Raw genomic sequence first — 25232 nt, 5'->3', positions numbered from 1 at the left:
GCCTGTCAGCAGGGGAAATCCAGCCCGTACGCACCGCCGTAGGAGCTGGAGCACCGCAATGAAATCAACGGCATCCGTCAGGGTTCCGGTACTCGTCGTCGGCGGATCCCTGGTGGGTCTGTCGGCCTCGCTCTTCCTGGGACGTCTGGGCGTCGAACACCTCCTCGTGGAACGGCACTCGGACACCTCGCGTCATCCGCGCGGACGCGGCAACAACGTCCGCACCATGGAGCTGTACCGCACCGCCGGCGTCGAGGGCCGCATCCGCGAGGCGGCGTCCGTCCTCGCCGGCAACCACGGCATCCTCCAGGCCCCGTCGCTGACGGGCCAGGAGCAGCACTGGCTGTTCAAGGAGATGGACCCGGGCGGCGGACTCGCCCGCTTCAGCCCCGCCGGCTGGTGCCTGTGCAGCCAGAACGACCTGGAGCCGGTCCTGGTCAGCGCCGCCCGCGAACTCGGCGGTGATCTGCGCTTCTCCCACGAACTGCTCTCCTTCGACCAGGACCCCGACGGGGTGACGGCGCTGGTCAAGAGCAGCGAGACCGGTGAGCACCTGACCGTCCGCGCCGACTACGTCATCGCCGCCGACGGCCCCCGCAGTCCCGCCCGCGACCGCCTCGGCATCGCCATGACCGGGCCCGGCGCCCTCTTCCACAACGTCAGCATCACCTTCCGCGCCCCGGGGCTCGCCGAGGTCGTCGGCGACCGCCACTTCATCGCCTGCTATCTCACCGACCCGGAAGCCGACGGCGCCCTGCTGCCCGTCGACAACCACACCCACTGGGTCTTCCACGCCCCCTGGCACCCCGAGCGCGGCGAGACCCTGGAGGACTTCACCGACGCCCGCTGCGCCGACCACATCCGCCGCGCCACCGGCGCACTCGACCTCGCCGTCGAGATCACCGGAAAGGCCCCCTGGCACGCCGCCGAACGCGTCGCCGAACGCTACGGCTCCGGCCGCGTCTTCCTCGCCGGGGACTCCGCCCACGAGATGTCCCCCACCGGCGCGTTCGGCTCCAACACCGGCATCCAGGACGCCCACAACCTCGCCTGGAAACTCGCCGCCGTCCTCGACGGCTCGGCCGGCCCCGGCCTGCTGGAGAGCTACGAGGCGGAGCGCCGCCCCGTCGCGCAGGAGACCAGCGCCCGCGCCTCGGCGCGCTCCGCCGAGCACAGCCACCCCGGCTACGAACCGGCGCCCTCGGCCGCCGGCGCCCGGCAGAAGGGCGTGCTGACCGTCGCCCTGGGCTACGCCTATCCCCGCGGCGCCGTGGTCGGCGCCGACCCGGATCTGCCCGTCGTCCCCGACCGGATGTCCCTCACCGGCGCCCCGGGCACCCGCGCCCCGCACCTGTGGCTGCGCTCCGGCACCACCCGCCGCTCCACCCTCGACCTCTACGAGCGCTCCTTCGTCCTGCTCACCGGCTCGGCGGGCGCCGCCTGGCGCAGCGCCGCCGCCGCGGTCGCCGCCGCGTGGTCGCTCCCCCTGGACCGCTACGCCATCGGGGACGGACCCGATGACGACTTCGCCCCGGAGGACGGCGCCGACTGGGCCGAGGCCCACGGCACGACCCCCGGCGGCGCCGTACTGGTCCGTCCGGACGGCTTCGTCGCGTGGCGGGCCCCCGGCCCCGTGGACGACCCGGAATCCGCCCTCCGCGACGCCCTGGGACGCCTGCTCCACCGCACCTGACGCCGCCTCCGCCCCCGACGGCGCCCGCCACGGCCCACCCGGCCGTGGCGGGCGCCGACGCGTACGGAGGCGGTGAAGACGCGCCGGTGAAGGCCCTCAAATGCGTTTGCTGCAAAGGAATCTGATGTGATGTCAGTAAGGTGTTCCGCGGAGTCGCCGGCGGGCCGGGACGGCGCGGAAGAGGCGTGGCGGAGGCTCGTCGCGTGGGGGTGAGGGGGCATTGGCCCGACGTGGTGACGTGCGGCGGCGCCCGGCGCCGTCCAACGGGTGAGGAACGGGCCCCGGGCCACCCGATGAGCCCACGCCGTCCCCCGAATGCGGATCTCTCCGGTGGTGCGCCCCGGCATTTCGGATGACGGTGATCACGTCGCCACCGCGAATCCGATGTGCCGACGACCTGTCAGCCTTCGCGGTGCCGTACGTGAAAGGACACACGTTTTCATGCGCACTTCCCGCAGCCTGTTCGCCTCGGCCGCCATCGGCGCGGTCCTGGCCATCACGACCCCCGCCGCGTACGCGCTCACCGTCGCCGGTGACGACGGCGGGTCCTCCCACTCCAGCAGCGAACACCGCGACTCCGACCGCGGGGACCGTGGCGACCACGGTGACCGTGGCGACCGGGGTGACCGTGGCGACCGCGGTGACCACGGCGACCGTGGCGGTCGTGGGGACCACGGTGACCGTGACCGTGGCGACCACGGCGACCGTGACCGTGGCGACCGTCCGCACGGCGGCGTGCACACCGGTGGTGGCTTCCTCGCCAAGGTGATGGGCGACGAGGGCTCCGACCACGACAAGGGTGACAAGGGTGACCGTGGCGACCGCGGCGACCGTGGGGACCACGGTGACCGTGGCGACCGCGGTGACCACGGCGACCGTGGCGGTCGTGGGGACCACGGTGACCGTGACCGTGGCGACCACGGCGACCGCGGCCGTGGCGACCGTCCGCACGGTGGCATGCACACCGGTGGTGGCTTCCTCGCCAAGGTGATGGGCGACGAGGGCTCCGACCACGACAAGGGTGACAAGGGCGACCGCGGTGACCGGGGCGACCGGGGCGACCGGGGCGACCGGGGCGACCGTGGTGAGCACGGGGACCGCGGGGGCCGTGGCGACCACGGGGACCACGGTGACCGTGGCGGTCGTGGGGACCACGGCGACCGTGACCGCGGCGACCGCCCGCACGGCGGCATGCACACCGGCGGCGGCGCCCTCGCCTCCGTCGTCGCCAACGAGTGGGGTCAGGGCAACGACTCCGACCACGACAAGGGCGACAAGGGTGACAAGGGCGACCGTGGCGACCGCGGTGACCGGGGCGACCGTGGTGAGCACGGGGACCGCGGGGGCCGTGGCGACCACGGGGACCACGGTGACCGGGGCGGCCGTGGCGACCACGGCGACCGCGACCACGGCGACCGCCCGCACGGCGGCATGCACACCGGTGGCGGCGGTACAGCCCTCTCCGGCAGTGGTCTCGCGGCCGGTTCGGTCCTGCTCCTCGGTGGCCTCGGCGCCGGGGCGTACGTCCTGCGCCGCCGTAACTCCGGTACGGCCGCCTGACGCCTCCCGCCCGGCGTAACACGCTGAGCTGTCGCGGCCACCGTCCTCACCGGCGGTGGTCGCGGCGCTTGCGTTTCGCCCGTACGGCCACCCGGTACGCGCGGCGGTCGACCCGGGCACCGGGGCCCGCCGCCCCGTACGCGGACGGCACCAACAGCTCACCTCGTGTGGAAGAAAGGCACGTCCCGATGGCTCCCACGACACCTCCCCGGCATCAGCCCTCCCCGAAAGAGCGCCGGTCCGGCGCAGCTCCCCGTCCGTTCGCACGGGCCCTGATGTGGCCGGCGGCGGCCGTGGGCGTGGGGGCCCTGCTCGTCTTCAACTCCCTCGACACCTCGGCGGACTCCAAACCGCCCTCCTCGCCCGTGGCGCTGGCGCCGGTGGCCCCGGACGTCACCGTGCCGTCGGCGCCCCCGACGACACACCCGAAGACCTCCACGGCGCTGCCCCGCTCCGCACCGACCCGTATCCGCATCCCGAAGATCGGCGTCGACGCGCCGTTCACCCCGCTGTCCCTCGCCCCCACCGGGCAGCTCAACGCCCCGCCGCCGGACAACAGCAACCTCGTCGGCTGGTACAAGGACGGCGCCACCCCCGGCGAGAACGGCTCCGCCATCGTCGCCGGACACGTCGACACCAAGACCGGCCCGGCGGTCTTCCTCCAGCTCGACGAGGTGAAGAAGGGCAGCACCATCGAGATCACCCGCGCCGACAAGTCCGTCGCGACCTTCACCGTCGACGACGTCGAGACCTTCAGCAAGGCCCAGTTCCCCGACGACCGGGTGTACGCCGAGACCCCCAACCCCCAGCTCCGGGTGATCACCTGCGGCGGCGCCTACGACAAGGCCGCCAAGGACTACACGGACAACGTCGTGGTCTTCGCCCACCTTTCCTCCTCCAGGAAGGCGTCCTGAGCCGGGACGACCCGCACCGGCCGTGAGCCGCGCGGCCGGACCCGGACGGCACGGAGGGAGGGCGGAGCTTCAAGACCGCCCTCCCTCCGCCGTACGCGGGGCGGTCGCCGGTGGCGGCCGCGACCAGGTCAGTCCGGTGGCCCGCCCCACTCCGGGCCGACGCGTTCCCAGGCGCGCTCCCACTGGGCCTCGCGCCGCCGGTCCAGCAGCAGCCGGGTGCCGCGCGCCGCCCCGAGCAGCAGCAACGCGCCGGCCGAGGCCGCCACCACGCCGACGGCGACGCTCTCCGCCGCCGCCCGCGCCGGGCCCGCCGGGTCGGGCAGCAGCCGGCCCGACCCGTCCAGCCGGGCGGTGGTCGGCGTTCCCGCCCGCGCCCCGGCCGGTACCGCGGTCCGGCCGTGGCGGACCGAACCGTCGGCCGCGGTCCACCGCACCGTCGCCCGGACCCGCGCCCCGGCCGCCGTCGCCGCGTCCACCCCGATCCGGGGCGGGGGATCCTCCGTCAGCACCGCCCGTACACCGTGCGTGCCCCGGGCGGCCGGGGCACGGGCCTGCACCGCGTGCGCCACCGTGACCCCCACGGCCGGCGCGCCCACCGCGATCAGCACCGCGGTGACCGGCACCAGCCAGAACTCCGCCACATCCGTCCCCCGCCGCAACGGCCCTGGCCGGACCCGTCCGAAGAGCCGCGTCCCCCGCCGCAACGGCCCTGGGCGCACCCGCCCGAAGAGGCCCGCGCCCCGCCGTGTCTTCCCGAAGAGCTGCGTTCGCATCCGTCCGAAGAACCCCGCGCCCCGCATCGTCCACGCCTCCGCCCCGCGTCCCGTCCGGCCCCCTCCTCCGACGGTCGCACGCCCGCCCCCGGACCGGAGTCGCCGAACACCCCAAAGCCCCTTCCGCGCCCCGCCGCCCGAGGTGTCCGAACCGTGTACGAGCACCGCGCCCGCGCCGCCCGCACGCCGCCGACGGCGCGGGCGCGGGGGCGCGCGGGCCGCGGCCGACGGGACCGGCGTACACCGCTCCGCGGCGACGGCCGCCTGTTCAGACCGGGGTGTCCCACCCGGTCACGGTCGGGGTGGCCCGGGACCGGTCCGGTGCCGCGCCGACGTCGATCAGATCCCGGTCGGCCACCCGGAGCAGGCGTCCGGCGAGGTCCTTCAGGGCGCGGCCGCAGGCCAGCTCGTCGCCGATCTCGGGGATGTCCACGTCCTCGGGGTTGCAGTGGGCCGTACCGCGGCCCGCGAGCGCGGCCGTCCCGGTGTCGAGGACCGCCCGCGCCTTCGTCGTTCCGTCCTCCTCGAAGAGCTGGATCCGCACCGTCCACTCGGTGGTTCTCGTCATGACGTACCTCCGTTCCGCCGCCCGCGCGGGGCGGACGGCGCTCACTCGTGCGGGACGACCGCCACCGCACACGGCGCGTGGTGCAGCGCCGCCTGGACGAGATGGCCGATCCGCGACGGGATCCGGGGGCGGCGGTGACGGCGCCCCACGACCAGCAGACCGCCCCGTCCGGCCTCCTCCAGCAGCGCCTGCGCCGGGCTCTCCAGATCCACCCGCTCCACCACCCGCACCCCGGGATACCGCGCCCGCCAGGGCCGCAGCGCCTCGGCCAGCTCCTTACGGGCGTCCTGCGCGGTCTGCTCCGCCACGTACGGCTCCACCCCGCCGCCGCGGTTGTAGGCGTGCGCGGGCAGATGACGTCCGTGGACCGCGCGCAGCGGGGCCCCGCGCCGGGCGGCGGTCGCGAACGCGAAGTCCATCATCGCCACACACGGCTCGTGCAGGCTCACCCCGACCACCACATCGCCGTGCCGCACATCCGCGGCGGCGCCCTGCCGCGCCCGGACCAGCACCGTCGGCACATTCACCCGCGTCACCAGCCGCAACGCGACATCACCCAGCACGTACCGGGCCACCGGGCCCAGGTTCCGGGAGCCGAGCACCAGCAGATCCGAACGCTCCGCCGCGTCGGACAGCGCCGCGAGTGGATCGCCGGGGACCAGCTCCTCGTCCACCGCCAGCTCCGGATGGCGCTCCCGCACGGCGCCGTGCGCCTGCTCGACGATCCGGTGCGCCCACTGGTTCTGCTCCGCGCCCCGCGACCTCCGCCCCGGGCGCAGTCGCCGCAGCGACGCGCCGCCCGGCTGCCGCCGCCCCTGATCCGGCCGCTCCGCCGCCCGCGCCCGCGCGTCCGGCTCCAGCTCCGGCTCCTCCGCGTCCTCCGGCGCGAGCATCGCCCAGGCGTGCAGCAACCGCAGCCGCGCACCCCGCGATCCGGCCTCCTCCGCCGCCCACAGCACGGCCGCCATCGACTCGGGGCTGCCGTCCAGTCCCACCGTCACGGTGCCCGCCGCGGCGGTCGCGCCCGTCACGACGCCCCTCCGGAGCCGTCCGCCGCGGTGCGCCCGGCCCGCCACGCCCCGGTGGACACGGCGCCGCGCGGCTCCCCGGCGGCACGGCCACCGGCCCACGGCCGCACCGCCCCCCGGGGCCTCGGACCGCCTCGTGTACGGCACTCCATCACGGCACTCCCTTCCGGACGACGCCGCTCCGGCTGCCCCGCCGCAGCGACACACCTTCTCCCTCCAGGGTGGCCGGATCCGGCACTTCCGGCATGTGCCCACCGGGCGCCCGCCCCGGACGCGGCAGGAGAGGGAGGGGAGGCCGTACGGAAGGGGTACGGGGGAGGGTACGGAGGCGGCTGGCGGGCTGCGGACGACGGCGGGCCGGACGACGGCGGGGCCGCACGGCCGGCGACGCACCGGGCGGCCGGGGCCCGGACTGGCGGGAGGCCGGCCCGGCGCCCCGGGCCCGCGGCGCTCCCTCAGCTGTCGAAGTCGACCGTCAGCTCCTCGGACACCGGGAAACTCTGGCAGGTCAGGACGTACCCGGCGGACACCTCGGCCTCCTCCAGCGCGTAGTTGCGGCGCATGTCCGCCGTGCCCTCGGTGACCAGCGCCCGGCAGGTGCCGCACACCCCGCCCTTGCAGGCGAAAGGGGTGTCCGGGCGGATCCGCGCGGCGCCGTCGAGGAGGGTGGTGCCGCGGGGGAGCGGCGCGGTGGTGGACCGCCCGTCCAGGACCAGCGTGACCCGGCTGACCGGGCCCTCGGCAGCCGCCTCCGCGTGCCGCACCGGACGGACCGGCTCGTCATCGGCGAAGAACAGCTCCTGGTGCACCCGCTCGCCCGGCACCCCCAGCTCCGCCAGCACCCGCCGGGCGCCCTCGACCATGCCGTGCGGACCGCACAGCCACCAGTGATCGGCCGACGGGACGTCCACCAGCCCGCCGATCAGCGCCGCCAGCCGCGCCGCGTCCAGCCGGCCCGACAGCAGCTCCGCCTCGCGTGGCTCCCGGGAGAGCACATGGGCCAGCTCGAACCGGGCCGGATACAGGTCCTTCAGATCGGCCAGCTCATCGGCGAACATCACCGAATCCGTCCGGCGGTTGCCGTAGAAGAGAGTGACCTGCGAGCGCGGATCGGCGGCGAGCACCGACTCCGCGATCGACACCATCGGCGTGATCCCGGAACCCGCCGCGATCAGCACATGGTGGCCGGGACGCGACAGATCCGGGGTGAACGCGCCCGTCGGCGCCATCACCTCGACGGTGTCCCCGGGACGCACCTCGTGCACCAGCCAGGACGAGAACAGCCCGCCGGGCACCACGCGCACCCCGATCCGCGGCCGGGCGCCCACCGGCGCGCAGATCGAGTACGACCGCCGCTCGTCGCGCCCTTCGATCTCCCGCCGCAACGTCAGCGACTGACCGGGCCGGAACGCGAACCGGGCCGCCAGCTCCCCGGGCACCTCGAAACTGACCGCCGCGGCGTCGTCGCACAGCGGCTCCACCTCCGCGACGCGCAGCCGGTGGAACGCCGGACGCCGCCGGGCGGGCGCGCCGGACCGCTGCGCCGCGGACGCCCGGGGCGACGCCGTCCCGATCGGCTCGGACGAGGTCGGGGCCATCAGATCTCCTTGACGTACTCGAAGGGCTCGCGGCAACTCCCGCACCGCCACAGGGACTTGCATGAGGTGGCGCCGAAACGTGAGGTCTCCCGGGTGTCCGCCGCGCCGCAGTGCGGGCAGCGCACCGCGCGCCGCACCCCGGACAGCTCCAGCGGCACCGGCCCCGAGGTCCGCCGCGGCGCCGGACCGGGCGGCGCGATGCCGTGCTCGGCGAGCTTGCGGCGGCCCTCGGCGGTGATCCAGTCGGTGGTCCACGCCGGCTCCAGGGTCGTACGGATGGTGACCCGCGTGAACCCGGCGTCCCGCAGCCGTGCCGCGACGGCGGCCCGCATCTCCGCCATCGCCGGGCACCCCGAATACGTCGGCGTCAGCGTGGCCGTGACCGCGCCGTCCGCGGCGACCTCCACACCCCGCAGCACCCCGAGGTCGGCGAGGGTCAGCATGGGCAGCTCCGGGTCGGGCACCTGCGCCGCGATCCGCCGGGCCAGCTCGGCGCCGCCGAGACCGGTGACGGTGGCCATGGTCACCACACTCCTTCCGGGTGCGCCCGCGCCACGCTCTGCAACTCCTCGACCAGCGGCGCCAGATGGGCGGTGTGCTCCCCGTCCCGGCCGCCCCCGGGCAGCGGCGGCGCCTGCGCGGGCTCCAGCCCCGCCGCGTCGCAGACCTGCCGCACCACTCCGGTCACCTCGTCCCGCAGCTCCGCCGGAGCCACCCCGCACACCGGGTCGCCGGTGAACAGCTCACCGGTGTACGGGGCGACAGCGGCGAGCGCCGCCCGCATCCGGCGGTGCGACTCCTCGGTGCCGTCCCCGAGCCGGACGGCCCAGTCCGCGGCGTACTGACGGTGGTACGTCAGCTCCTTGACGCCCTTTCCGGCGACGGCGGCCACCACCGGGTCGGGCGCGCCGTGCGCGAGGCGGGTGAAGAGCGCCAGCCGCCAGCTCGCCAGCCAGAGCAGCCGCACCACACAGAACGCGAAGTCGCCGTTGGGCAGTTCGGCCAGCCGGAGCGGGCGGAAGGCGTCCGCGTCGCGGAAGTAGGCGAAGGCGTCCTCGTCCCGGCCGCTGCCGTCCACCTGGCCCGCGCGGGTGTACAGCAGACGGGCCTGGCCCAGCAGGTCGAGGCCGATGTTGGCGAGCGCCACCTCCTCCTCCAGCTCCGGGGCGCGGGTGCACCACTGGGCCAGCCGCTGCGCGCCGATCAGCGCGTCGTCGGCGAGCGCCGCGCAGTCGGCGGCCAGCCGCGCCGCGTCCACCCCGGCGGGCACGGCCGTCTCCACGCCGTGCAGCGGGTCCTCGAAGCCGGTGCCGAACGCCCAGCGGGTGTCGCCGTCGCCGTGCTCCTCGGCCAGGGACAGGTAGATGTGATCGTCGTCGGTGCCGGCCATGTCCTGCTCCTTCCCGGCCTCAGATGTGCGGGACGTCGTCGGGTATGTCGTAGAAGGTGGGATGGCGGTAGATCTTGTCGGCGCTGGGCGCGAAGAACGGGTCCTTCTCGTCGCGCGTGGAGGCCGCGATGTGGGACGAGCGGACCACCCAGATGCTGACGCCCTCGTTGCGGCGGGTGTACAGATCGCGGGCGTGGGTGAGGGCCATCCGGTCGTCGGCGGCGTGCAGCGAGCCGACGTGCACGTGGTTGAGCCCGCGCTTGCCGCGGATGAACACCTCGTACAGCGGCCAGCCGGCCTTCGGGTCGTCGGTGTCGCTCATGCCGCCGTTCCTTCCTCGGTGTGGGGTCCGTGCGGGCCGCGGGCCGCCTGCTTCGCCGCGTGGGCGGTGGCCGCCTCGCGCACCCAGGCGCCGTCCTCGTGCGCCGTGCGGCGGCGGGCCATCCGCTCGGCGTTGCAGGGCCCGTCGCCCTGGATGACGCGCTGCAGCTCGGACCAGTCGGGGGTGCCGAAGTCGTGGCGCCCGCGCTCGGCGTTCCAGCGCAGCTCGGGATCGGGCAGGGTGACGCCGAGCCGCTCCGCCTGCGGGACCGTCATGTCGACGAACCGGCTGCGCAGCTCGTCGTTGGTGTGCCGCTTGATCTTCCAGGCCATCGACGCCGCGGAGTTGGGGGAGTCGCCGTCGGGCGGGCCGAACATCATCAGCGACGGCCACCACCAGCGGTTCACCGCGTCCTGGACCATCTCCCGCTGCGCCTCGGTGCCGCGCATCATCGTCATCAGCAGCTCGTAGCCCTGCCGCTGGTGGAACGACTCCTCCTTGCAGATCCGCACCATCGCGCGGGCGTAGGGACCGTACGAACTCCGGCACAGCGGCACCTGGTTGCAGATCGCGGCGCCGTCCACGAACCAGCCGATGACGCCGACGTCGGCGAAGGTCGGGGTGGGGTAGTTGAAGATCGAGGAGTACTTCTGGCGGCCCGCGATCAGCCGCTCGGTCAGCTCGGTGCGCTCGGCGCCCAGCGTCTCGGCGGCGGAGTAGAGATACAGGCCGTGCCCCGCCTCGTCCTGGACCTTGGCGAAGAGGATCGCCTTACGGCGCAGCGAGGGCGCCCGGGTGATCCACGCGCCCTCGGGCTGCATGCCGATGATCTCGGAGTGCGCGTGCTGCGCGATCTGCCGGATCAGGGTTTTGCGGTAGCCGTCGGGCATCCAGTCGCGTGGCTCGATGCGCCGGTCCTTGTCGATCGAGGTGTCGAACCGCTCCTGGAGCTCCCGCTCGGTGCCGCCGGTGGCCGACGGGGCGGAGTCTGTCGTGGTCATCGATACCAACTTCCCTACCGACCATTCGTTCGGTTCATATTCTGACGAGTTTCCGCGGCACGGGCAAGCCCCTTTCGAGGGCGGGACGCCTCGGGCGCCCGGGTGTCCAGGAGGGCCCGGGAGCGCGGCGGACCGCTCGGGCGCGTCCGCGCCCTGCGGCCGTACGCCGCCGGGCGCCGCCGCTCGGCCCCGGAGCCCGCGGCGCACCCGGGGCCGCCGCCGTGAGGGCCGCCCGCCCCGGCATCCGCCGGCCTCCCGGTCCCGGCGCCCGAGCGGCCGGCCGGCCCTCATTCCCAGCTGTAGAACCCCTGCCCCGACTTCCGCCCCAGCTCCCCGCGGGCCACCTTGGCGCGCAGCAGTTCCGGTGGGGCGAAGCGCGCGCCGAGCGTGGCGTGCAGATGCTCGGCGATGGCCAGCCGGACATCCAGCCCCACCAGGTCCGTCAGGCGCAGCGGCCCCATCGGGTGGCGGTAGCCCAGCGTCATCGCGTCGTCGATCGCCTCCGGCGCGGCGACGCCCTCCTCGACCATCCGGATCGCCTCCAGGCCCAGCGCCACCCCCAGACGGCTGCTCGCGAACCCGGGGGAGTCCTTGACCACCACGTCCTTCTTGCCCAGCGCCCGCGTCCAGCCGAGCGCCCGCTCGACCGTCGCCTCCTCGGTGGCCGCTCCGACGACGATCTCCACCAGCGCCGAGGCGGGGACGGGGTTGAAGAAGTGCATGCCCAGGAAGCGGCCGGGACGGTCGAGCGCCGCCGCCAGCTCGGTGACCGGCAGGGAGGAGGTGTTGGTGGCCAGCACCGTCCCCTCGCCGACCGCCCGCTCCGCCGCGGCCAGCACCTCGGCCTTGAGCCGCGCGTCCTCCGGCACCGCCTCGACGACCAGCGCGGCCCCCGGCGGCAGCGCCCCGGCCGACGCCACGGTGGTCACCCGGCCGAGCACCCGCTCGGCCGGCTCCGCGAGCTTGCCGCGCTCGGCGGCGCGCCGCAGCCCCGTGGCCACCCGCTCCACCGCGGCGGCCGCCGCCCGCTCGTCGCTCTCCACGACCGTCACCGACGCCCCGGCGGCGGCGAAGGACTGGGCGATGCCCGCGCCCATCCGGCCACCGCCGATCACCCCGACCACCTCCGGCACCGACGGCCCGGCAGATCCGCTGGTCATGTCCGTTCCTTTCGCCGCGCATCCCGCGGTGCCCGGGAGGGCCCGCGTCCTGTCGTCGCCGGGGCGCACACCGGGCGCCCCGCGCGGCGGGCCCCGGCCCCCGCGCCCCTCACACCCGCTCCACGAGCATCGCCACACCCTGGCCGACGCCCACGCAGAGCGTGGCGAGCCCGCGCCGGGCGTCCTCCCGCTCCAGCCGCCCCAGCAGCGTCAGCAGGATCCGGGCGCCCGAGCACCCCAGCGGATGCCCCAGGGCCAGCGCCCCGCCGTCCGCGTTGACCCGCGCCTCGTCCAGCTCCAGCCGCCGGATCACCGCGAGCGCCTGCGCGGCGAACGCCTCGTTCAGCTCGACCGCGTCCAGCTGCGCCGCCCGCCAGCCGGCCCGCACCAGCGCCTTCCCGGTGGCGGGCACCGGCCCAAGACCCATCAGCTGCGGCGCCACCCCGGCCGCCGCCGAGGCGACGATCCGGGCGCGTGGCGTCAGTCCGTACCGCTCGACGGCGGCCGGGCCCGCCACCACCAGCGCCGCCGCGCCGTCCGAGAGCGGTGAGGCGGAACCCGCCGTCACCACACCTCCGGGCCGGAAGAGCGGACGGAGCGCCGCGAGCTTCTGGGCCGTCGTCGACGGACGCGGCCCCTCGTCGCGGGTCACCGTGGTGTCCGCCGTCTCCACCGGCACGATCTCGCGGTCGAACCGGCCCGCCTCCCGGGCGGCGACCGCCCGCCGGTGGCTGCGCAGCGCGAACGCGTCACATGCGGCGCGGTCGATCCCGTCGAGCGCCGCGACCTCCTCGGCCGTCTCGCCCATCGACAGCGTCACCCGCACCGCCTCGGGCCCCGCGTCCGCCGCCACCGCGCGGTCCGCCGCCGCGAAGCGCGGGTTGGTGAACCGCCAGCCCAGGGAGGTGTCCCGGAGCTCGCCGGGCTTCGCCCACGGCGTGCCCGGCTTCTCCATCACCCACGGGGCGCGGGTCATCGACTCCACCCCGCCCGCCACGACCAGCTCGGCCTCGCCCGCCCGCACCGCCTGGGCCGCGGAGGCGACGGCCGTCAGCCCCGAGGCGCACAGCCGGTTGACGGTGTGGCCGGGCACCGTGTGCGGCAGACCCGCCAGCAAGGCGGCCATCCGCGCCACGTTGCGGTTGTCCTCGCCTGCCTGATTGGCGGCGCCGAGTATCACCTCGTCCACCGCCTCGCCCGGAATCCCCGCGCGCCGCATCGCCTCCCCGACCACCAGGGCCGCGAGATCGTCCGGCCGTACGGAGGCCAGCGCCCCGCCGTAGCGGCCCTGCGGGGTACGGGCACCGTCGATGAGGTAGACCTCGTCAGCCACGGCCGGCCCCCTCCGGGAGAGGGGCGCCGCCCGGGAGGCGCACCGCTCCCGGCGCGCGGTGCGCGGCGGTCGCGGCGCGCCCCCGCGGCGGCCGGCGGCGGGCGGGGGAGCCGGGGCTTCCCGGGGCGTACTGGGGCATGCGGTCCACCTCTTGACAGGCAGTGCTGATGCTTGCTTACGTGACGGAGCCGACGCTAACCGAATGTTCGGTCGGCGCACAAGGTGCCGAAAGGAGCTGGGGAAAAGGTGAGGTACACCGCTGGCGCCGCCCCCGGACCGGTCGAGCGCATGCTCGCCGCGGACCGGGCCTCCCGTGCCATGGGGATCGAGCTGGTCACCCACGGCGAAGGACACGCCCTGCTGCGGATGACGGTGACCGCCGCGATGGTCAACGGCCACGGCACCGCCCACGGCGGCTGCCTCTTCCTGCTCGCCGACACCGCGTTCGCCTGCGCCTGCAACAGCCACGGCCCGGTGACCGTCGCGGCCGCCGCGGACATCGACTTCATCGCCCCCGCGCACGAGGGCGACATCCTCCACGCCGCCGCCGCGGAGCGCACCCGCTTCGGCCGCAGCGGCATCTACGACGTGACGGTCCGCCGGGCCGACACGGTCATCGCGGAGTTCCGCGGCCGGAGCCGCAGCGTCCGCGGAACGACGGCGAAGGAGCCGAGATGAGCAGCGAACCGACCCTCCGGGCCGCCGGCCGCACCCGCCTCGGCGCGCCCCTGCCCCCCGCCCTGCTGGACGACGGCGAGCGGCTGACCCGCGAAGAACTGCGCGCCGTCCAGCTCCGCCGGCTGCGCGCCACACTGCGCCACGCGTACGACCACGTCGAGCTGTACCGCACCAAGTTCGACCGCGCCGGGGTCCGCCCCGAGGACTGCCGCACCCTGGAGGACCTGGCGCGCTTCCCCTTCACCACCAAGGCGGACCTGCGCGACACCTACCCCTTCGGGATGTTCGCCGTCCCGATGTCCGAGGTGCGCCGTGTCCACGCCTCCAGCGGCACCACCGGCCGCCCCACCGTCGTCGGCTACACCGAGAACGACCTCTCGATGTGGGCCGACGTCGTCGCCCGCTCGCTGCGTGCCGCCGGCGCCCGCCCCGGCGACAAGGTGCACATCTCCTACGGATACGGCCTGTTCACCGGCGGCCTCGGCGCCCACTACGGCGCCGAGCGGGCCGGCTGTACGGTCATCCCCGCGTCCGGCGGCATGACCGCCCGTCAGGTACAGATCATCCAGGACTTCCGCCCCGAGATCATCATGGTCACCCCGTCCTACATGCTCACCCTCCTCGACGAGTTCGAGCGGCAGGGCATCGATCCGCGCACCACCTCCCTGCGGGTCGGCGTCTTCGGAGCCGAGCCCTGGACGGAGGGCATGCGCCGCGAGATCGAGGAGCGGCTGGATCTGCACGCCGTCGACATCTACGGCCTCTCCGAGGTCTGCGGCCCCGGCATCGCCCAGGAATGTGTCGAGGTCAAGGACGGTCTGCACGTCTGGGAGGACCACTTCTACCCCGAGATCGTCGACCCGCTCACCGGCGAATCCGTGCCCGACGGCGGCCACGGCGAACTGGCCTTCACCTCCCTCACCAAGGAGGCGCTGCCCGTGATCCGCTACCGCACCCACGACCTGACCCGTCTGCTCCCCGGCACCGCCCGCCCCGCCTTCCGCCGGATCGAGAAGATCACCGGGCGCTGCGACGACATGATCATCCTGCGCGGGGTCAACGTCTTCCCCAGCCAGATCGAGGAGATCGTCCTGGCCGCCCCCGGCGTCGCCCCGCACTTCCAGCTCCGGCTGACCCGCCGCGGCCGCATGGACCACCTGACCGTCCTCGTCGAGGCCCGGCCGGACGCCGCCCCCGAGGCGCGCACGGCCGCCGCCGCCCGGATCGCCAAGGGCGTCAAGGACGGCGTCGGCGTCACGGTCGAGGTGACGGTCGTCGACCCGGAGACCCTGGAACGCTCGGTCGGCAAGATCCGCCGCGTCGCGGACCTCCGCGAGCACGACCGCTGAACCCCGCCCGCCCGGCGCCGTGACGACCCGCCGCCGGACGGCTCCGGAGCCGATGTACGGGACGGCCCGGCTCAGAGCGATACGTGCCGGTCCGGCGCGTCCGTACGCACCGGACCGGCCCCGTGTACCCCTCCCGGACGCCCGGGAACGGCCGCCACCACGCCCGGCTGAACGGGGCCCCGCACGCCCCGGCACCGCACCGTGCGCCCCGGACCGGTCCTCAGCCCGCGTCCGCGAGCACCAGCTCCGCCGCCTTCTCGCCGATCATGATCGTCGGGGCGTTGGTGTTGCCGGACGGCACCGACGGCATCACCGACGCGTCCGCCACCCGCAGCCCGTCCACGCCGTACACCCGCAACGACGGATCGACCACCGCCCGATCCCCCCGCCCCATCCGGCAGGTGCCCACCTGGTGGTGGTACGTCCCCACCGCCCGCCGCACATAGGCCCGCAGGTCGTCCCGGGTACGGGCCTCGGGCCCCGGCGCCACCTCCGCCCTCCGCCAGGCGTCGAACGCCCGCTGCCCGCCGATCTCCCGGCTCAGCTCCACCGCGTCGACCAGCGCCTCCAGGTCGTACGGATCGTCCAGCACGTTCGGGTCGAGCAGCGGCGCCGCCTCCGGATCCGCGGAGGCCAGCCGCAGCGTGCCGCGCGAGCGGGGCCGCACGAGCCCCGGCGCGATGGTGTAGCCGTGCTCCGGCACCGGATAGGACTCCGCCGGATACACCAGGTGCATGAAGAGCGGCTGGAGGTCGGGCCCCGGCAGGTCCGCGTCGGACGACGCGAACAACTGCGCCTCCAGCAGGTTCGCGGTGCCCGCCGGGAGCGGCCCGGTGGCCTCGTAGACGTTGCTCACCAGCAGGTGGTCGTGGAGGTTGGCGCCGACGCCCGGCAGGTCCACGGCCGTCTCCACCCCCACCGCGCGCAGGTCCGCCGCCGGGCCGATACCGGAGTGCAGCAGCGTCTGCGGCGAGCCGAGCACCCCGCCGCAGAGCAGCACCTCCCGCGCGGCGCGGGCCCGGTGCAGCCGCCCGTCGGCCGCGTACTCCACCCCGACGGCCCGGCCCTTCTCCAGCAGCACCCGGTGCACCCGCGCCCCGGTCGTCACCGTCAGCCTCGGATGGCCCAGGACGGGGGCGACGAAGCTCTGCCAGGCGCTCATCCGCAGCCCGTCGCGGACCGTGACGTGGTTGAAGCCGACACCGGTCATGTGGGTGCCGTTGAAGTCCTCGGTGACCGGATGGCCGAGACCGGCCGCCGCCTCGACGAACGCGGTCGCCGTCGGATGCGGCGCGGTGATCCGGCTGACCGGCAGCGGCCCGCCCGCGCCGTGCCACGCGCCGGCGCCGTCCACATGGTCCTCGGACCGTTTGAACAGCGGCAGTACGCTCTCCCAGTCCCAGCCCTCGCAGCCATCGGCGGCCCAGCCGTCGTAGTCGCTGCGGTGCCCGCGGATGTAGATCATGCCGTTGAGGGAGCTGGAACCGCCGAGCACCTTCCCGCGCGGCCAGGCCAACACCCGGTTGTTGGCGTGCCGTTGGGGGACGGAGACGGCCGCCCAGTCCAGCGCGGACCCCAGGAGCGCCGGCCAGCCCTGCGGGCTGTGCACCCGCGCGTCGTCATCCGGCGGCCCGGCCTCCAGCACCTGCACGGAGTACCCCCGGTCCAGCAGTCTCCGGGTCAGCACGCTCCCGGCCGAACCGGCCCCCACCACAAGGAAGTCGTGCTCCGTACGTGCCTGCGCCATGACGGTCCTCTCTCGTCCCGCGACCGGCCCGGCGGGCCGAAGTCGTCGCTCCCCAGGGACGGTAGAGCCCGCACGGCGCCCGCGGGCCGGGAACAGGGAGAAGACAGGGGTACGGGCGCGGCAGGACGGCCGTCACACCGGGGCGCGCGGCCCGGCCGCGGACCGCGCGCCCCCAACGCCCGGCTCACCGCTCGAAGAGCCGTTGCAGCTCCTGCTCCGCGTCCTCGCCGCCGCGTACCGCCTCCACGACCGCCTGGTGGAAGCTGCGGCTGTCCTCCTCGGAGAAGCAGGGCACGGGACTGCCGACCATCGTGTACCAGTCCGAGGCGCCGGTGGGCTGCACCGCCACCTGCGCCTGCCCCTCCGACCAGGTCGTATGGATGGTCACATCGCCGTTGAGCACCCCCACCTCCTCGGTGCGGACGGCGCCCGGCCGCGCGTGGATGCCGACGGTGGTCCAGGAAGCCCAGGTCATGAATTCCCCCTCGGGTGACGGGGGCACCGGCCGGCGGCCGGGCGCAGTTCCTCAAGTCTGGCACCGGCGGCCGGTCGCCGCAGGGCGGCCCGGTTCACTCCGGTGGCCGTGCCCGTGCGGACAGCCGCCCGGCTTCGGGGCAGAGGAGGGGCATGAGCAGTCACTCCGCACCGCGCGATGCCGACCGGCCCGGCCCCGACCCCGCCCACCGCAGACCCGAGGGGGTCGGTGACGCCACGGTCCGGGCGCTGGGCACCCTTTCGGAAGCCCTGGAGACCGTCGAACGGGCCCGCGGCCACCTCTACGCCTTCCACCAGCTCACCGGCGGCGCCGACCGCGTGGTGGGGGAGAGCGTCCACCAGCTCCGGGCGGCCGGTCACCTCGATCTGGCCGACCTGGTCGAGCGGGAGATCGTCGGCCGCAACGTCCTCCCGGGCCGCTGGACGTTCCAGGTCGTCGAGGAGTACAACGCGACCTACTACCGGCCCTTCACCGCCGTCGAGGAGCAGGTCCGCGACGCGCTCGTCGAGGGCCGCACCCACGTCCACGAGGCGGAACTCAAGGAATCCCGCCGCACCCGCGGCCACCCCGACCACACCGCCACCCCCTGACGGCCCGGCCGCCGGCGGCCCGGCGCGCGGCGTCAGCCGGCGGCGGGCCCGGGGGGACGGCGGCCGATCCGCATACCGGGACGCCTGCGGTGCACGGTGAGGTACGACAGGCCCGCCGGACCCGCGACGAGCGCCCGGGTCGCGCCGTGCGGCAGCCACACCAGCGCATCCGCGCCCAGCGCCGCGTCGCCCGCGGGGGATTCCAGGGTGCCGTCCCCGGCCAGGACGAGGAGGAGGACGTCCAGATCCGGTTCGGTGTGGGTGTCCACACGCTGCCCGGCCGTCAGATGGACGACGTTGGCGTCGAGCTGACGCCCGGACTCGGCCAGTTTCCACCGCACCGCGGCATTGCCGGGGACGTCCGCGGTGAGCGCCCCCACCTCACACAGCACACTCGGAACGGGAGACTCCACCCTGCGCACCTTTCCCCGGGACCGTGGCACCGCATTCTCCCACCGGCCGGGGTGTGGTGAGCGCGTGGGCGGACACGGAACCGTCCCGCCCCCGACGGGAGCGGGACGGCGACGGAGCCCGGGAAGGGGGCCGGGCGGCGGATCAGGCGACGACCGTGCTGACCACGATGTTCTCGGCCTGCGGACCCTTGTGGCCCTCGGTGACGTCGAAGGTGACGGCCTGGCCCTCCCGCAGCTCCCGGAAGCCGGTGGCGTTGATGTGGGAGTAATGGGCGAAGACGTCGGGACCGCCGCCGTCCTGCTGGATGAAGCCGTATCCCTTCTCCGCGTTGAACCACTTCACGATGCCGCTCTTCATATGCCCTCCACGGGAACTCGTAAGACCTCCCGCACCGTGCGGGAGGCCGTGACAGACGATGGATGACTGACAAGTGGTGACCGGCCGGCTCCGATCGGGAACACGGCAGCCACCCCTCGACGTTACACAGAGAGTGACTTGTTGGCCACAAAGAGTGCGCGTTTGGGGAGGGTTTCGTGTATTTCGCGTGTTGGTGGAGGGGAACGGAGGGTGAGGAGGCGTCGGAGGGACGGCGCCGCGCACGCCGGGGCGCGCCACGCCGGGCCCCGGACGGCAGCGGGCCCGGCCCCCTCGGTGGGAGCCGGGCCCGGAGTCCCGTCGGCGGCCGGTCAGCCGGCCGTGTCGTGACCGAGGTCGATGTCCAGCTCGGTGTGCCCCTCGGTGCTCACCCGCAGCGGCGTGGCGACCGGCGGATAGCCGCTCGCGATCACCGTGTAGGTGCCCTGGTCGAGGTCGGTGAAGGCGTACGCGCCGTCATCGCCGGTCGTCGCCGTGCCCACGACGTTGCCCGCCGGGTCCAGCAGCGTGACGCGGGCGTCGCCCAGCGGGCCGCGGTGCGCGGTGCGCACCGTGCCGCGGATCCGCGCGCCGGGCGTCAGCCGGATCTCGTAACGGTTGCGGGCGCCGGGCGTGACCTCCACCGGGAGCGCGGCCGGGCGGTGCCCCTCGGCGCTGACCGCGAGGGTGTAACCGCCCTGCGCCAGCTCCCCGAAGACGAAGCCGCCGTCCGCACCGGCGACCCCGGACGCCACGACCTCACCGCGGACGTCCGTGGCGACCACCAGCGCACCCGGCAAGGGAGCGCTGTCCGCGTCCGCGACGACTTCGCCGGAGAGCCCGGCCGCGCCGCCGAGCGCCAGATCGAACCGCACCGGCCCGTCCGCCACCACGACCGTCGCCGCCTGCGGCTGCCGGGCGCCCGCCGAGCCGATCAGGACGTACGTCCCGGCGCCCGGCGCGGCCAGCACGTAGCGGCCGTCCGCCCCGGTGGCGGTCCGGCCCAACTGCCGCCCGCCGATGTCGATCAGCGTGATCACGGCCTGCGCCACCGGCGCGCCGCCGCCGTCGTGCACCGTGCCCTCGACGCAGGGACCCGTCACCTCCGCCGGTGCGGTGGGCACCGCCTCCACGGCGGTGGCCACGGCGCCGGTCTCCGCCGCGGCGGGCTCACCCGCATCGGCCCCGGCGGCCCCGGCGTCCTCCGCCTCGGCCTGGGCGCGCGCCTGGAGTCCGGAGATCTGCCGCAGCGGCACCTCCTTGACGAACAGCACCAGCAGGAACGCCACCGCCACGACGATCGCACCCATCAGGAACACCGTGTGCATCGAGTCGGCGAAGCCGCGCTTGAACGGCTCGGCCAGCCGCGGGTCCAGATGCTGGATGAACGACGAGTCGCTGAGCACACCGGAGGAGTTCCCGCCGCCCCCGGGCGCCTTGAGCATGTCCAGGACCGGCTTGTTGGCCGGGTCCTGGAGGACCTTCGGATCGTGCAGCGCCGCCTGGAAGCGCTCGGTGCGCACGGCGGAGCCGAACGCGTCCGCGATCTTGTCGCCGACGGTGCTGAACAGCACCGACAGGAAGATCGCGGTACCGGCGGTGGCGCCCATCTGCCGGAAGAACGTCGACGACGCGGTCGCCACGCCCATGTCCCGCGGCGGCACGGCGTTCTGCACCGCCAGCACCAGCGTCTGCATGCAACCGCCCAGCCCCAGGCCGAAGACGAGCATGTAGAGCATCGTCTCCCACAGCGGCGTGTCCCACTGCACCCGGAAGTGGAACAGCAGCATCGCCGCGACCATCAGCGCCGTACCGACGATCGGGAAGATCTTGTAGCGCCCGGTCTTCGCCGTGATCTGGCCGCACGCGACGGAGGCGATCAGCATGCCCGCCATCAGCGGCAGCATCTCCAGACCCGAGCGGGTGGGGCTCGCGCCCTTCACGATCTGGAGGTACTGCGGGATCATCAGCATCCCGCCGAACATCCCCATACCGATCAGCACGGACAGCAGGCTCGTCATGCTGAAGGTGCTGTTGCGGAAGAGCCGCATCGGGATCAGCGCGTCGTCCCCGATCCACCGCTCGACGAAGATCCACGCGATGATGCCGATCCCGCCGATGACATAGCAGGCGATCGAGGTGTTCGAGCCCCAGCCCCACTCGCGGCCCTGCTCGGCGACGAGCAGCAGCGGGACGACACCGATCGCGATGGTCAGCGCGCCCCACCAGTCGATGCGGTGATCCCGCCGGGTGTGCGGGATGTTGAGGACCTTCGCGACGACGAACAGCGCGATGATGCCGATCGGCACGTTCACCAGGAACACCCAGCGCCAGCCGGTGATGCCCAGCAGGTGCTCCTGCCCCGCCAGCGCACCGCCGATCAGCGGCCCGGCGACGCTGGAGGTGGCGAAGGTACCCAGCATGTAGCCCTGGTAGCGGGCCCGTTCGCGGGGCGGGACGACGTCGCCGATGATGGCCAGCGCCAGCGACATCAGACCGCCCGCGCCCAGCCCCTGCACGGCGCGGAACGCCGCCAGTTCCGTCATCGAGGTGGAGAAGGTGCAGGCCACCGAGCCGACGACGAAGACGCTGATCGCCGTCAGGTAGTACGGCTTACGGCCGTGCAGGTCGGACAGCTTGCCGTACAGCGGTGTGGAGATCGTCGAGGTGATGAGGTACGCGGTGGTCGCCCACGCCTGCTGGCTCAGCCCGTGCAGGTCGTCGGCGATGGTGCGGATCGAGGTGCTGACGATGGTCTGGTCGAGCGCGGCCAGGAACATCCCCAGCATGAGTCCGCTGAGGATGGTCAGGATCTGGCGATGGGTGAGGACACCTGTCCCCGGTATCTCCTTGGCCCCCGCCGTGGGTGGGGAGGTGGATGTGCTCATGCGCTGTGCTCTCCCTGTTGCGCGGCGTCGCCCTGGTCTCCCCCGGAGCACGGTCGCGCGTGTTGGTGTTCCACCAAGTCGTTGTTGAGGCGGCCCATCAGCCGGATCAGGTCCGCCCGGTCCTGCGGTGTCCATGGCTCCAGCAGTCTGGCCAGTTCGGCGTCGCGCTGACGCCGGTAGTGCTCGAAGGTCTCCCGGCCGGACGGGGTGGCGCTCAGCAGCGTCACCCGCCGGTCGTCCGGATCGGGCCGCCGCTCGACCAGACCCCGGTCGACCAGCGCCCGGACCTGACGGCTGACCGTCGACAGGTCCAGGAACGCATCGGCGGCCAGATCGGTGGCCCGGCGGTCGCCGCCGAGCACCAACCGGGCCAGCAGCACCCGGTCGGCGGCGCTCGCGTCGTTCTTCGCGCGCTGTTTCCACGCCGCGATGAGCCGCGTGAACCGCACGATCTCCGACCCCAGCCCCGCGGCTGCCTCGTCCAGTTGCGAGGCGGCGGTGACCCGCTCGCCCGTGCGGCCGACAGGGGGGACCGTCCCCTTGTTCATGGTGAATCCTTGCGAAGTCCGTCGGCGCGCACCACGGCCGACCCGGCATGTTGCTTGTATCCAGCAAGTCTATCCCGGGCGGGGCCCGCCGATCACCGCACCTCGGCACATCCGGTCCGAACGCCGTTGCCCGGGGCCCGCGTTACGGCGCGCAGGCCGCCACGGAAGCGGCCCGGACATGGCGGCGGGGGTCCGGACCCCCGCCGCCGTGCTCCGTGTTCACCGTTCGCGGGCCGCCGCCGTCAGCGCCGCCGCGGCGCGGGCGACGTCCGCCTCCTCGGTGCGCCAATTGCTGAACGCGGCCCGCAGCGCGGGCGTACCGTCGTACGTCGTCGGCGTCACGAACACCTCCGGGGGCGACCGCGTCCGCGAACGCCCGCAGCCGCTCCGCCGTCGGTTCGCCGGACAGCGTGAAGCAGACGACGTTCAGCCGCACCGGCGCCGGCAGCCGCAGCTCCGGCGCTCGCGCCACCGCCCGCCCCAGGCTCCGGGCCCCGGCCACACACCGTTCGACGATCTCCCGGTAGCCGTCCCGCCCGTAGGCGCGCAGGGTGAACCACGCGGCGAGCGCCCGCAGCCGGCGCGAGTTCTCGGGTGTCAGATGGACGAGGTCCGGCTCGGCTCCCAGCGGCCCCAGGTAGGCCGCCGCACTGCGGAAGACCGCCGCCTGCAGATCCGGCCGCCGGGTGAACCGCACCGCGCTGTCGTACGGCACGTTGAGCCATGTGCGCAGGTTCACGCAGATCGAGTCGGCCAGGTCCAGCCCGGCCACCAGCGGCGCCGACGCGGGGGAGAGCGCGGCGAAGGCGCCGTACGCGGCGTCGACGTGCAGCCGGCAGCCGTAACGTTCGCGGAGCGCGACGACGGCCGTCAGATCGTCGAAGTCGACGGTGTTGACGGTCCCGGCGTTCGCCACGACGACGCACGGCCCGTCCTGCCGGGCCAACTCCCGCTCCAGCGCGGCGACGTCGACGGCCTCCCGCCCCGGCAGCGTCGCCACCGGCACCAGCGCGTTGCGCCCGAGCCCCAGCACCGACAGGCCCTTGGCGACGCTCGCGTGCGCGGCGCCGGAGAGCACCCGTACGGGGCCGAGCGCCGCCACACCGTCGCGGGCGGGGGAGACGCCGCGCCGCTCCCCGAGCCATTCGCGGGCCACCGCGAGCCCGACGGTGTTCGACACCGTCGCGCCGCTCACGAACGTCCCCGCGTGCGCGCCGGACAGGCCGAACAGCTCCCGCAGCCAGGCCACCGTCCGCCGCTCCAGGACCTGGTCCGCTCCGTCCAGCGAGGTGCTGGAGTTCTGGTCGGCGGTGGCCGTCAGCCAGTCACCGGCCGGCGCCGCGGGAGTCGCCCCGCCCGTGACGAACCCGAGGTGGCGCGGCCCCGCGCTCGCCGGCAGGCCCGGCTCCCGGACGTCGCCGAACTCCGCGAGCGCACCGCGCAGCCCCGTTCCGCGCTCCGGCAGCGGTGCCTCGGGCGGCGGCTGCCACGCCGGGACCACCGGCCGCTCGGGCAGCCCGTCGAGGAAGGCCACGGCGCGTTCGCGTGCGGCGTCCAACAGGGTGGGCAGGTCGGTGAGGTCGGCGGCGAGGCGGTGGTGCACGGGGACTCCGTTCTTCGGTTTCGGCGCCACGCCAGGCCGGTGCGTACGGCCGCGGCCCGGTCCACCCGCCGGCAACTGGACCGATTCCGGGGGCCGGACGCGGCGCCGGCCCGCGTCCGTGTGCGCACCCCCGCGCCGCCCTCGTAACCTCGGGGCATGACCGACGCCCAGGGCCTGCCCGACTCCGACGACGTCCGCCGAATCGCGCTCTCGCTCCCCGCCACGGAGGAGCGGCTTGCGTGGGGGATGCCGACCTTCCGGGTCGCCGGGAAGATGTTCGTCACCGTGCCGGACGACGAGACGTCGTTCGCCGTCCGCTGCCCGATGCACGAGCGGGACGAACTGATCGCGGCGGAGCCGGAGAAGTTCTGGGTCCCGCCGCACGAGGCCGGTTCGCACTGGGTACGCGTCCGGCTCGCCGCCCTGGAGGACGAGGCCGAACTCCGCGACATCCTGACCGACTCCTGGCAGCAGGCGGCGCCGCCCCGGCTGACGGAGACCTTCGGCCGGTAGCGGACGGACCGGGCGGCGCCGCCTCCGCGGACCGGCGGGCGCACCCGCGGGGTCTGCGGGGCTACGCTCGGCGCATGTCCGCCACCGAGGCCGCCGCCCGCCGCGACCGCGCCGTTCGCCGCCGCACCGCCGCCCTCGACGTCCTCGGCACGCTCGGGCTGCTCGACCGCTGGCGTCCGCTCGGCCGCCCGGTGCTCGTCGGGTCGGTCGCGCTGGACCTCGTCGTCGAACCCGACATCGACCTGGAGATCTACTCCCCGGCGCCGTCCGTCGCTCAGGGCTTCGCCGCCCTGACACCCTGCGCCGAGCTGCCGGGCGTCCGGCGGCTGCGCTTCACCAACGCCCTTGACCTGCCCGACCAGGGCCTCTACTGGCGCCTGGACCACGAGACGGACGCCGGTGAGACCTGGCAGATCGACATGTGGTGGCTGGCCGACGATCACCCGGGCCCCCGCGCCGCCGATCTGGTCGGACCGCTGCGCGCGGCGCTGACCGAGGAGACGCGGGACGCGATCCTCACGATCAAGGAGGCGGCGGCCGCCGCCGGCGAGCCGCTGCCGGGCATCCGGGTCTACCGCGCGGTCGTCGACGACGGGGTGCGCGGCTATCCCGCGTTCACCGCCTGGTGTGCCCGCAACCGCGCGGACCGGCTGACGTCCTGGCGGCCCGCCACCGGCCCGGCGCACTGAGTCACGGCGGGGGAGTGGCGTCC

General features: G+C 74.7%; 24 protein-coding genes and 1 pseudogene. 8 read left to right on the top strand and 17 right to left on the bottom strand.

The annotated features are described in order from the left end of the window. Window positions 1-58 precede the first annotated feature (58 nt). The 3 genes from ACZ4M8_RS25495 to ACZ4M8_RS25485 all read left to right on the top strand — a co-directional run bounded on the left by ACZ4M8_RS25495 (window position 59) and on the right by ACZ4M8_RS25485 (window position 4167). Complete coding sequence (locus ACZ4M8_RS25495) at window positions 59-1693, top strand: FAD-dependent oxidoreductase (protein WP_467611064.1); 1635 nt, start codon at window positions 59-61, stop codon at window positions 1691-1693. Between the two features lie 441 nt (window positions 1694-2134). Next, window positions 2135-3253, top strand: a complete 1119-nt coding sequence (locus tag ACZ4M8_RS25490) for a hypothetical protein (protein WP_467611062.1) — start codon at window positions 2135-2137, stop codon at window positions 3251-3253. A 188-nt stretch (window positions 3254-3441) separates the two neighbouring features. Continuing rightward, window positions 3442-4167 (top strand): class F sortase, encoded by a 726-nt coding sequence (locus tag ACZ4M8_RS25485; protein WP_467611060.1) that lies wholly within the window; start codon window positions 3442-3444, stop codon window positions 4165-4167. Between the two features lie 128 nt (window positions 4168-4295). Here ACZ4M8_RS25485 and ACZ4M8_RS25480 read toward each other — a convergent pair whose 3' ends face one another. The 10 genes from ACZ4M8_RS25480 to ACZ4M8_RS25435 form a co-directional block, all read right to left on the bottom strand. Next, entirely contained in the window at window positions 4296-4886 is a 591-nt protein-coding gene (locus tag ACZ4M8_RS25480; protein WP_467611314.1) for an Rv1733c family protein, read from the bottom strand. Window positions 4887-5208: 322 nt separating this feature from the next. After that, window positions 5209-5508, bottom strand: a complete 300-nt coding sequence (locus tag ACZ4M8_RS25475; protein ID WP_467611058.1) for a DUF1876 domain-containing protein — start codon at window positions 5506-5508, stop codon at window positions 5209-5211. 41 nt (window positions 5509-5549) lie between these two features. After that, entirely contained in the window at window positions 5550-6539 is a 990-nt protein-coding gene (locus ACZ4M8_RS25470; protein WP_467611056.1) for a universal stress protein, read from the bottom strand. Window positions 6540-6991: 452 nt separating this feature from the next. Further along, window positions 6992-8134, bottom strand: coding sequence for a 1,2-phenylacetyl-CoA epoxidase subunit PaaE (gene paaE, locus ACZ4M8_RS25465; protein ID WP_467611054.1), 1143 nt, complete (start codon window positions 8132-8134; stop codon window positions 6992-6994). Then, window positions 8134-8655 (bottom strand): 1,2-phenylacetyl-CoA epoxidase subunit PaaD, encoded by a 522-nt coding sequence (paaD, locus tag ACZ4M8_RS25460; RefSeq protein WP_467611052.1) that lies wholly within the window; start codon window positions 8653-8655, stop codon window positions 8134-8136. Before paaD ends, paaE begins: the two co-directional genes overlap by 1 nt. 2 nt (window positions 8656-8657) lie before the next feature. Next, window positions 8658-9524: a 1,2-phenylacetyl-CoA epoxidase subunit PaaC gene (paaC, locus tag ACZ4M8_RS25455; RefSeq protein WP_467611050.1), complete on the bottom strand. Its 867-nt coding sequence runs from the start codon at window positions 9522-9524 to the stop codon at window positions 8658-8660. 19 nt (window positions 9525-9543) lie between these two features. Then, window positions 9544-9846 (bottom strand): 1,2-phenylacetyl-CoA epoxidase subunit PaaB, encoded by a 303-nt coding sequence (gene paaB, locus ACZ4M8_RS25450; RefSeq protein ID WP_467611048.1) that lies wholly within the window; start codon window positions 9844-9846, stop codon window positions 9544-9546. Next, on the bottom strand, window positions 9843-10847 hold the full coding sequence (paaA, locus tag ACZ4M8_RS25445; protein WP_467611046.1) for a 1,2-phenylacetyl-CoA epoxidase subunit PaaA: 1005 nt from the start codon (window positions 10845-10847) through the stop codon (window positions 9843-9845). Before paaA ends, paaB begins: the two co-directional genes overlap by 4 nt. 287 nt (window positions 10848-11134) lie before the next feature. Beyond that, window positions 11135-12007 (bottom strand): 3-hydroxyacyl-CoA dehydrogenase family protein, encoded by an 873-nt coding sequence (locus tag ACZ4M8_RS25440; RefSeq protein ID WP_467611044.1) that lies wholly within the window; start codon window positions 12005-12007, stop codon window positions 11135-11137. Between the two features lie 109 nt (window positions 12008-12116). Further along, window positions 12117-13340: a thiolase family protein gene (locus ACZ4M8_RS25435; protein ID WP_467611042.1), complete on the bottom strand. Its 1224-nt coding sequence runs from the start codon at window positions 13338-13340 to the stop codon at window positions 12117-12119. Window positions 13341-13628: 288 nt separating this feature from the next. Here ACZ4M8_RS25435 and paaI point away from each other — a divergent pair, with 288 nt between their 5' ends. Then, on the top strand, window positions 13629-14018 hold the full coding sequence (gene paaI, locus ACZ4M8_RS25430; RefSeq protein WP_467611312.1) for a hydroxyphenylacetyl-CoA thioesterase PaaI: 390 nt from the start codon (window positions 13629-13631) through the stop codon (window positions 14016-14018). Then, entirely contained in the window at window positions 14015-15367 is a 1353-nt protein-coding gene (paaK, locus tag ACZ4M8_RS25425; RefSeq protein WP_467611040.1) for a phenylacetate--CoA ligase PaaK, read from the top strand. Before paaI ends, paaK begins: the two co-directional genes overlap by 4 nt. A 220-nt stretch (window positions 15368-15587) precedes the next feature. On the opposite strand, the gene ACZ4M8_RS25420 is transcribed toward paaK, so the two are convergent. Next, window positions 15588-17114, bottom strand: a complete 1527-nt coding sequence (locus ACZ4M8_RS25420) for a GMC family oxidoreductase (protein ID WP_467611038.1) — start codon at window positions 17112-17114, stop codon at window positions 15588-15590. Window positions 17115-17298: 184 nt separating this feature from the next. Beyond that, window positions 17299-17589 carry a hypothetical protein gene (locus ACZ4M8_RS25415; RefSeq protein ID WP_467611036.1) on the bottom strand — a complete coding sequence of 97 codons (291 nt, stop codon included), beginning with the start codon at window positions 17587-17589 and terminating at the stop codon, window positions 17299-17301. A 152-nt stretch (window positions 17590-17741) separates the two neighbouring features. Between ACZ4M8_RS25415 and ACZ4M8_RS25410 the strand changes: the two genes are divergently transcribed. After that, window positions 17742-18200, top strand: a complete 459-nt coding sequence (locus tag ACZ4M8_RS25410; RefSeq protein ID WP_467611034.1) for a hypothetical protein — start codon at window positions 17742-17744, stop codon at window positions 18198-18200. Between the two features lie 32 nt (window positions 18201-18232). Here the strand turns inward: ACZ4M8_RS25410 and ACZ4M8_RS25405 are convergent, their stop codons facing one another. The 5 genes and pseudogenes from ACZ4M8_RS25405 to ACZ4M8_RS25385 form a co-directional block, all read right to left on the bottom strand. Beyond that, window positions 18233-18613 (bottom strand): hypothetical protein, encoded by a 381-nt coding sequence (locus ACZ4M8_RS25405; protein WP_467611032.1) that lies wholly within the window; start codon window positions 18611-18613, stop codon window positions 18233-18235. A gap of 142 nt (window positions 18614-18755) precedes the next feature. Next, a complete protein-coding gene (locus tag ACZ4M8_RS25400) occupies window positions 18756-18971 on the bottom strand; it encodes a cold-shock protein (protein ID WP_399095296.1) in 216 nt (71 codons plus the stop codon). A gap of 329 nt (window positions 18972-19300) precedes the next feature. Further along, window positions 19301-21856, bottom strand: a complete 2556-nt coding sequence (locus tag ACZ4M8_RS25395) for an MFS transporter (RefSeq protein WP_467611030.1) — start codon at window positions 21854-21856, stop codon at window positions 19301-19303. Then, entirely contained in the window at window positions 21853-22404 is a 552-nt protein-coding gene (locus tag ACZ4M8_RS25390) for a MarR family winged helix-turn-helix transcriptional regulator (RefSeq protein WP_467611028.1), read from the bottom strand. Before ACZ4M8_RS25390 ends, ACZ4M8_RS25395 begins: the two co-directional genes overlap by 4 nt. 219 nt (window positions 22405-22623) lie before the next feature. Further along, window positions 22624-24007: pseudogene (locus ACZ4M8_RS25385) on the bottom strand (pyridoxal phosphate-dependent decarboxylase family protein). 156 nt (window positions 24008-24163) lie between these two features. Here ACZ4M8_RS25385 and ACZ4M8_RS25380 point away from each other — a divergent pair. Both ACZ4M8_RS25380 and ACZ4M8_RS25375 read left to right on the top strand, forming a co-directional pair. Next, on the top strand, window positions 24164-24520 hold the full coding sequence (locus ACZ4M8_RS25380) for an MmcQ/YjbR family DNA-binding protein (RefSeq protein ID WP_467611026.1): 357 nt from the start codon (window positions 24164-24166) through the stop codon (window positions 24518-24520). A gap of 74 nt (window positions 24521-24594) precedes the next feature. After that, the gene (locus ACZ4M8_RS25375) at window positions 24595-25209 is read left to right on the top strand and encodes a hypothetical protein (RefSeq protein WP_467611024.1); all 615 of its coding nucleotides are present in this window, start codon (window positions 24595-24597) and stop codon (window positions 25207-25209) included. Window positions 25210-25232 lie beyond the last annotated feature (23 nt).

The organism is Streptomyces sp. NPDC027185 (genome assembly GCF_055567035.1).
The sequence above is the reverse complement of the archived record's forward strand: the minus strand, read 5'-3'. Positions and strand labels throughout refer to the sequence as shown.

Coding starts and splice junctions, on each gene's coding strand:
- ACZ4M8_RS25495 (WP_467611064.1), top strand. CDS start 59: ATGAAATCAACGGCATCCGTCAGGGTTCCGGTACTCGTCGTCGGCGGA.
- ACZ4M8_RS25490 (WP_467611062.1), top strand. CDS start 2,135: ATGCGCACTTCCCGCAGCCTGTTCGCCTCGGCCGCCATCGGCGCGGTC.
- ACZ4M8_RS25485 (WP_467611060.1), top strand. CDS start 3,442: ATGGCTCCCACGACACCTCCCCGGCATCAGCCCTCCCCGAAAGAGCGC.
- ACZ4M8_RS25475 (WP_467611058.1), bottom strand. CDS start 5,508: ATGACGAGAACCACCGAGTGGACGGTGCGGATCCAGCTCTTCGAGGAG.
- paaE (WP_467611054.1), bottom strand. CDS start 8,134: ATGGCCCCGACCTCGTCCGAGCCGATCGGGACGGCGTCGCCCCGGGCG.
- paaD (WP_467611052.1), bottom strand. CDS start 8,655: ATGGCCACCGTCACCGGTCTCGGCGGCGCCGAGCTGGCCCGGCGGATC.
- paaC (WP_467611050.1), bottom strand. CDS start 9,524: ATGGCCGGCACCGACGACGATCACATCTACCTGTCCCTGGCCGAGGAG.
- paaB (WP_467611048.1), bottom strand. CDS start 9,846: ATGAGCGACACCGACGACCCGAAGGCCGGCTGGCCGCTGTACGAGGTG.
- paaA (WP_467611046.1), bottom strand. CDS start 10,847: ATGACCACGACAGACTCCGCCCCGTCGGCCACCGGCGGCACCGAGCGG.
- ACZ4M8_RS25440 (WP_467611044.1), bottom strand. CDS start 12,007: ATGACCAGCGGATCTGCCGGGCCGTCGGTGCCGGAGGTGGTCGGGGTG.
- paaI (WP_467611312.1), top strand. CDS start 13,629: ATGCTCGCCGCGGACCGGGCCTCCCGTGCCATGGGGATCGAGCTGGTC.
- paaK (WP_467611040.1), top strand. CDS start 14,015: ATGAGCAGCGAACCGACCCTCCGGGCCGCCGGCCGCACCCGCCTCGGC.
- ACZ4M8_RS25420 (WP_467611038.1), bottom strand. CDS start 17,114: ATGGCGCAGGCACGTACGGAGCACGACTTCCTTGTGGTGGGGGCCGGT.
- ACZ4M8_RS25415 (WP_467611036.1), bottom strand. CDS start 17,589: ATGACCTGGGCTTCCTGGACCACCGTCGGCATCCACGCGCGGCCGGGC.
- ACZ4M8_RS25410 (WP_467611034.1), top strand. CDS start 17,742: ATGAGCAGTCACTCCGCACCGCGCGATGCCGACCGGCCCGGCCCCGAC.
- ACZ4M8_RS25400 (WP_399095296.1), bottom strand. CDS start 18,971: ATGAAGAGCGGCATCGTGAAGTGGTTCAACGCGGAGAAGGGATACGGC.
- ACZ4M8_RS25395 (WP_467611030.1), bottom strand. CDS start 21,856: ATGAGCACATCCACCTCCCCACCCACGGCGGGGGCCAAGGAGATACCG.
- ACZ4M8_RS25390 (WP_467611028.1), bottom strand. CDS start 22,404: ATGAACAAGGGGACGGTCCCCCCTGTCGGCCGCACGGGCGAGCGGGTC.
- ACZ4M8_RS25380 (WP_467611026.1), top strand. CDS start 24,164: ATGACCGACGCCCAGGGCCTGCCCGACTCCGACGACGTCCGCCGAATC.
- ACZ4M8_RS25375 (WP_467611024.1), top strand. CDS start 24,595: ATGTCCGCCACCGAGGCCGCCGCCCGCCGCGACCGCGCCGTTCGCCGC.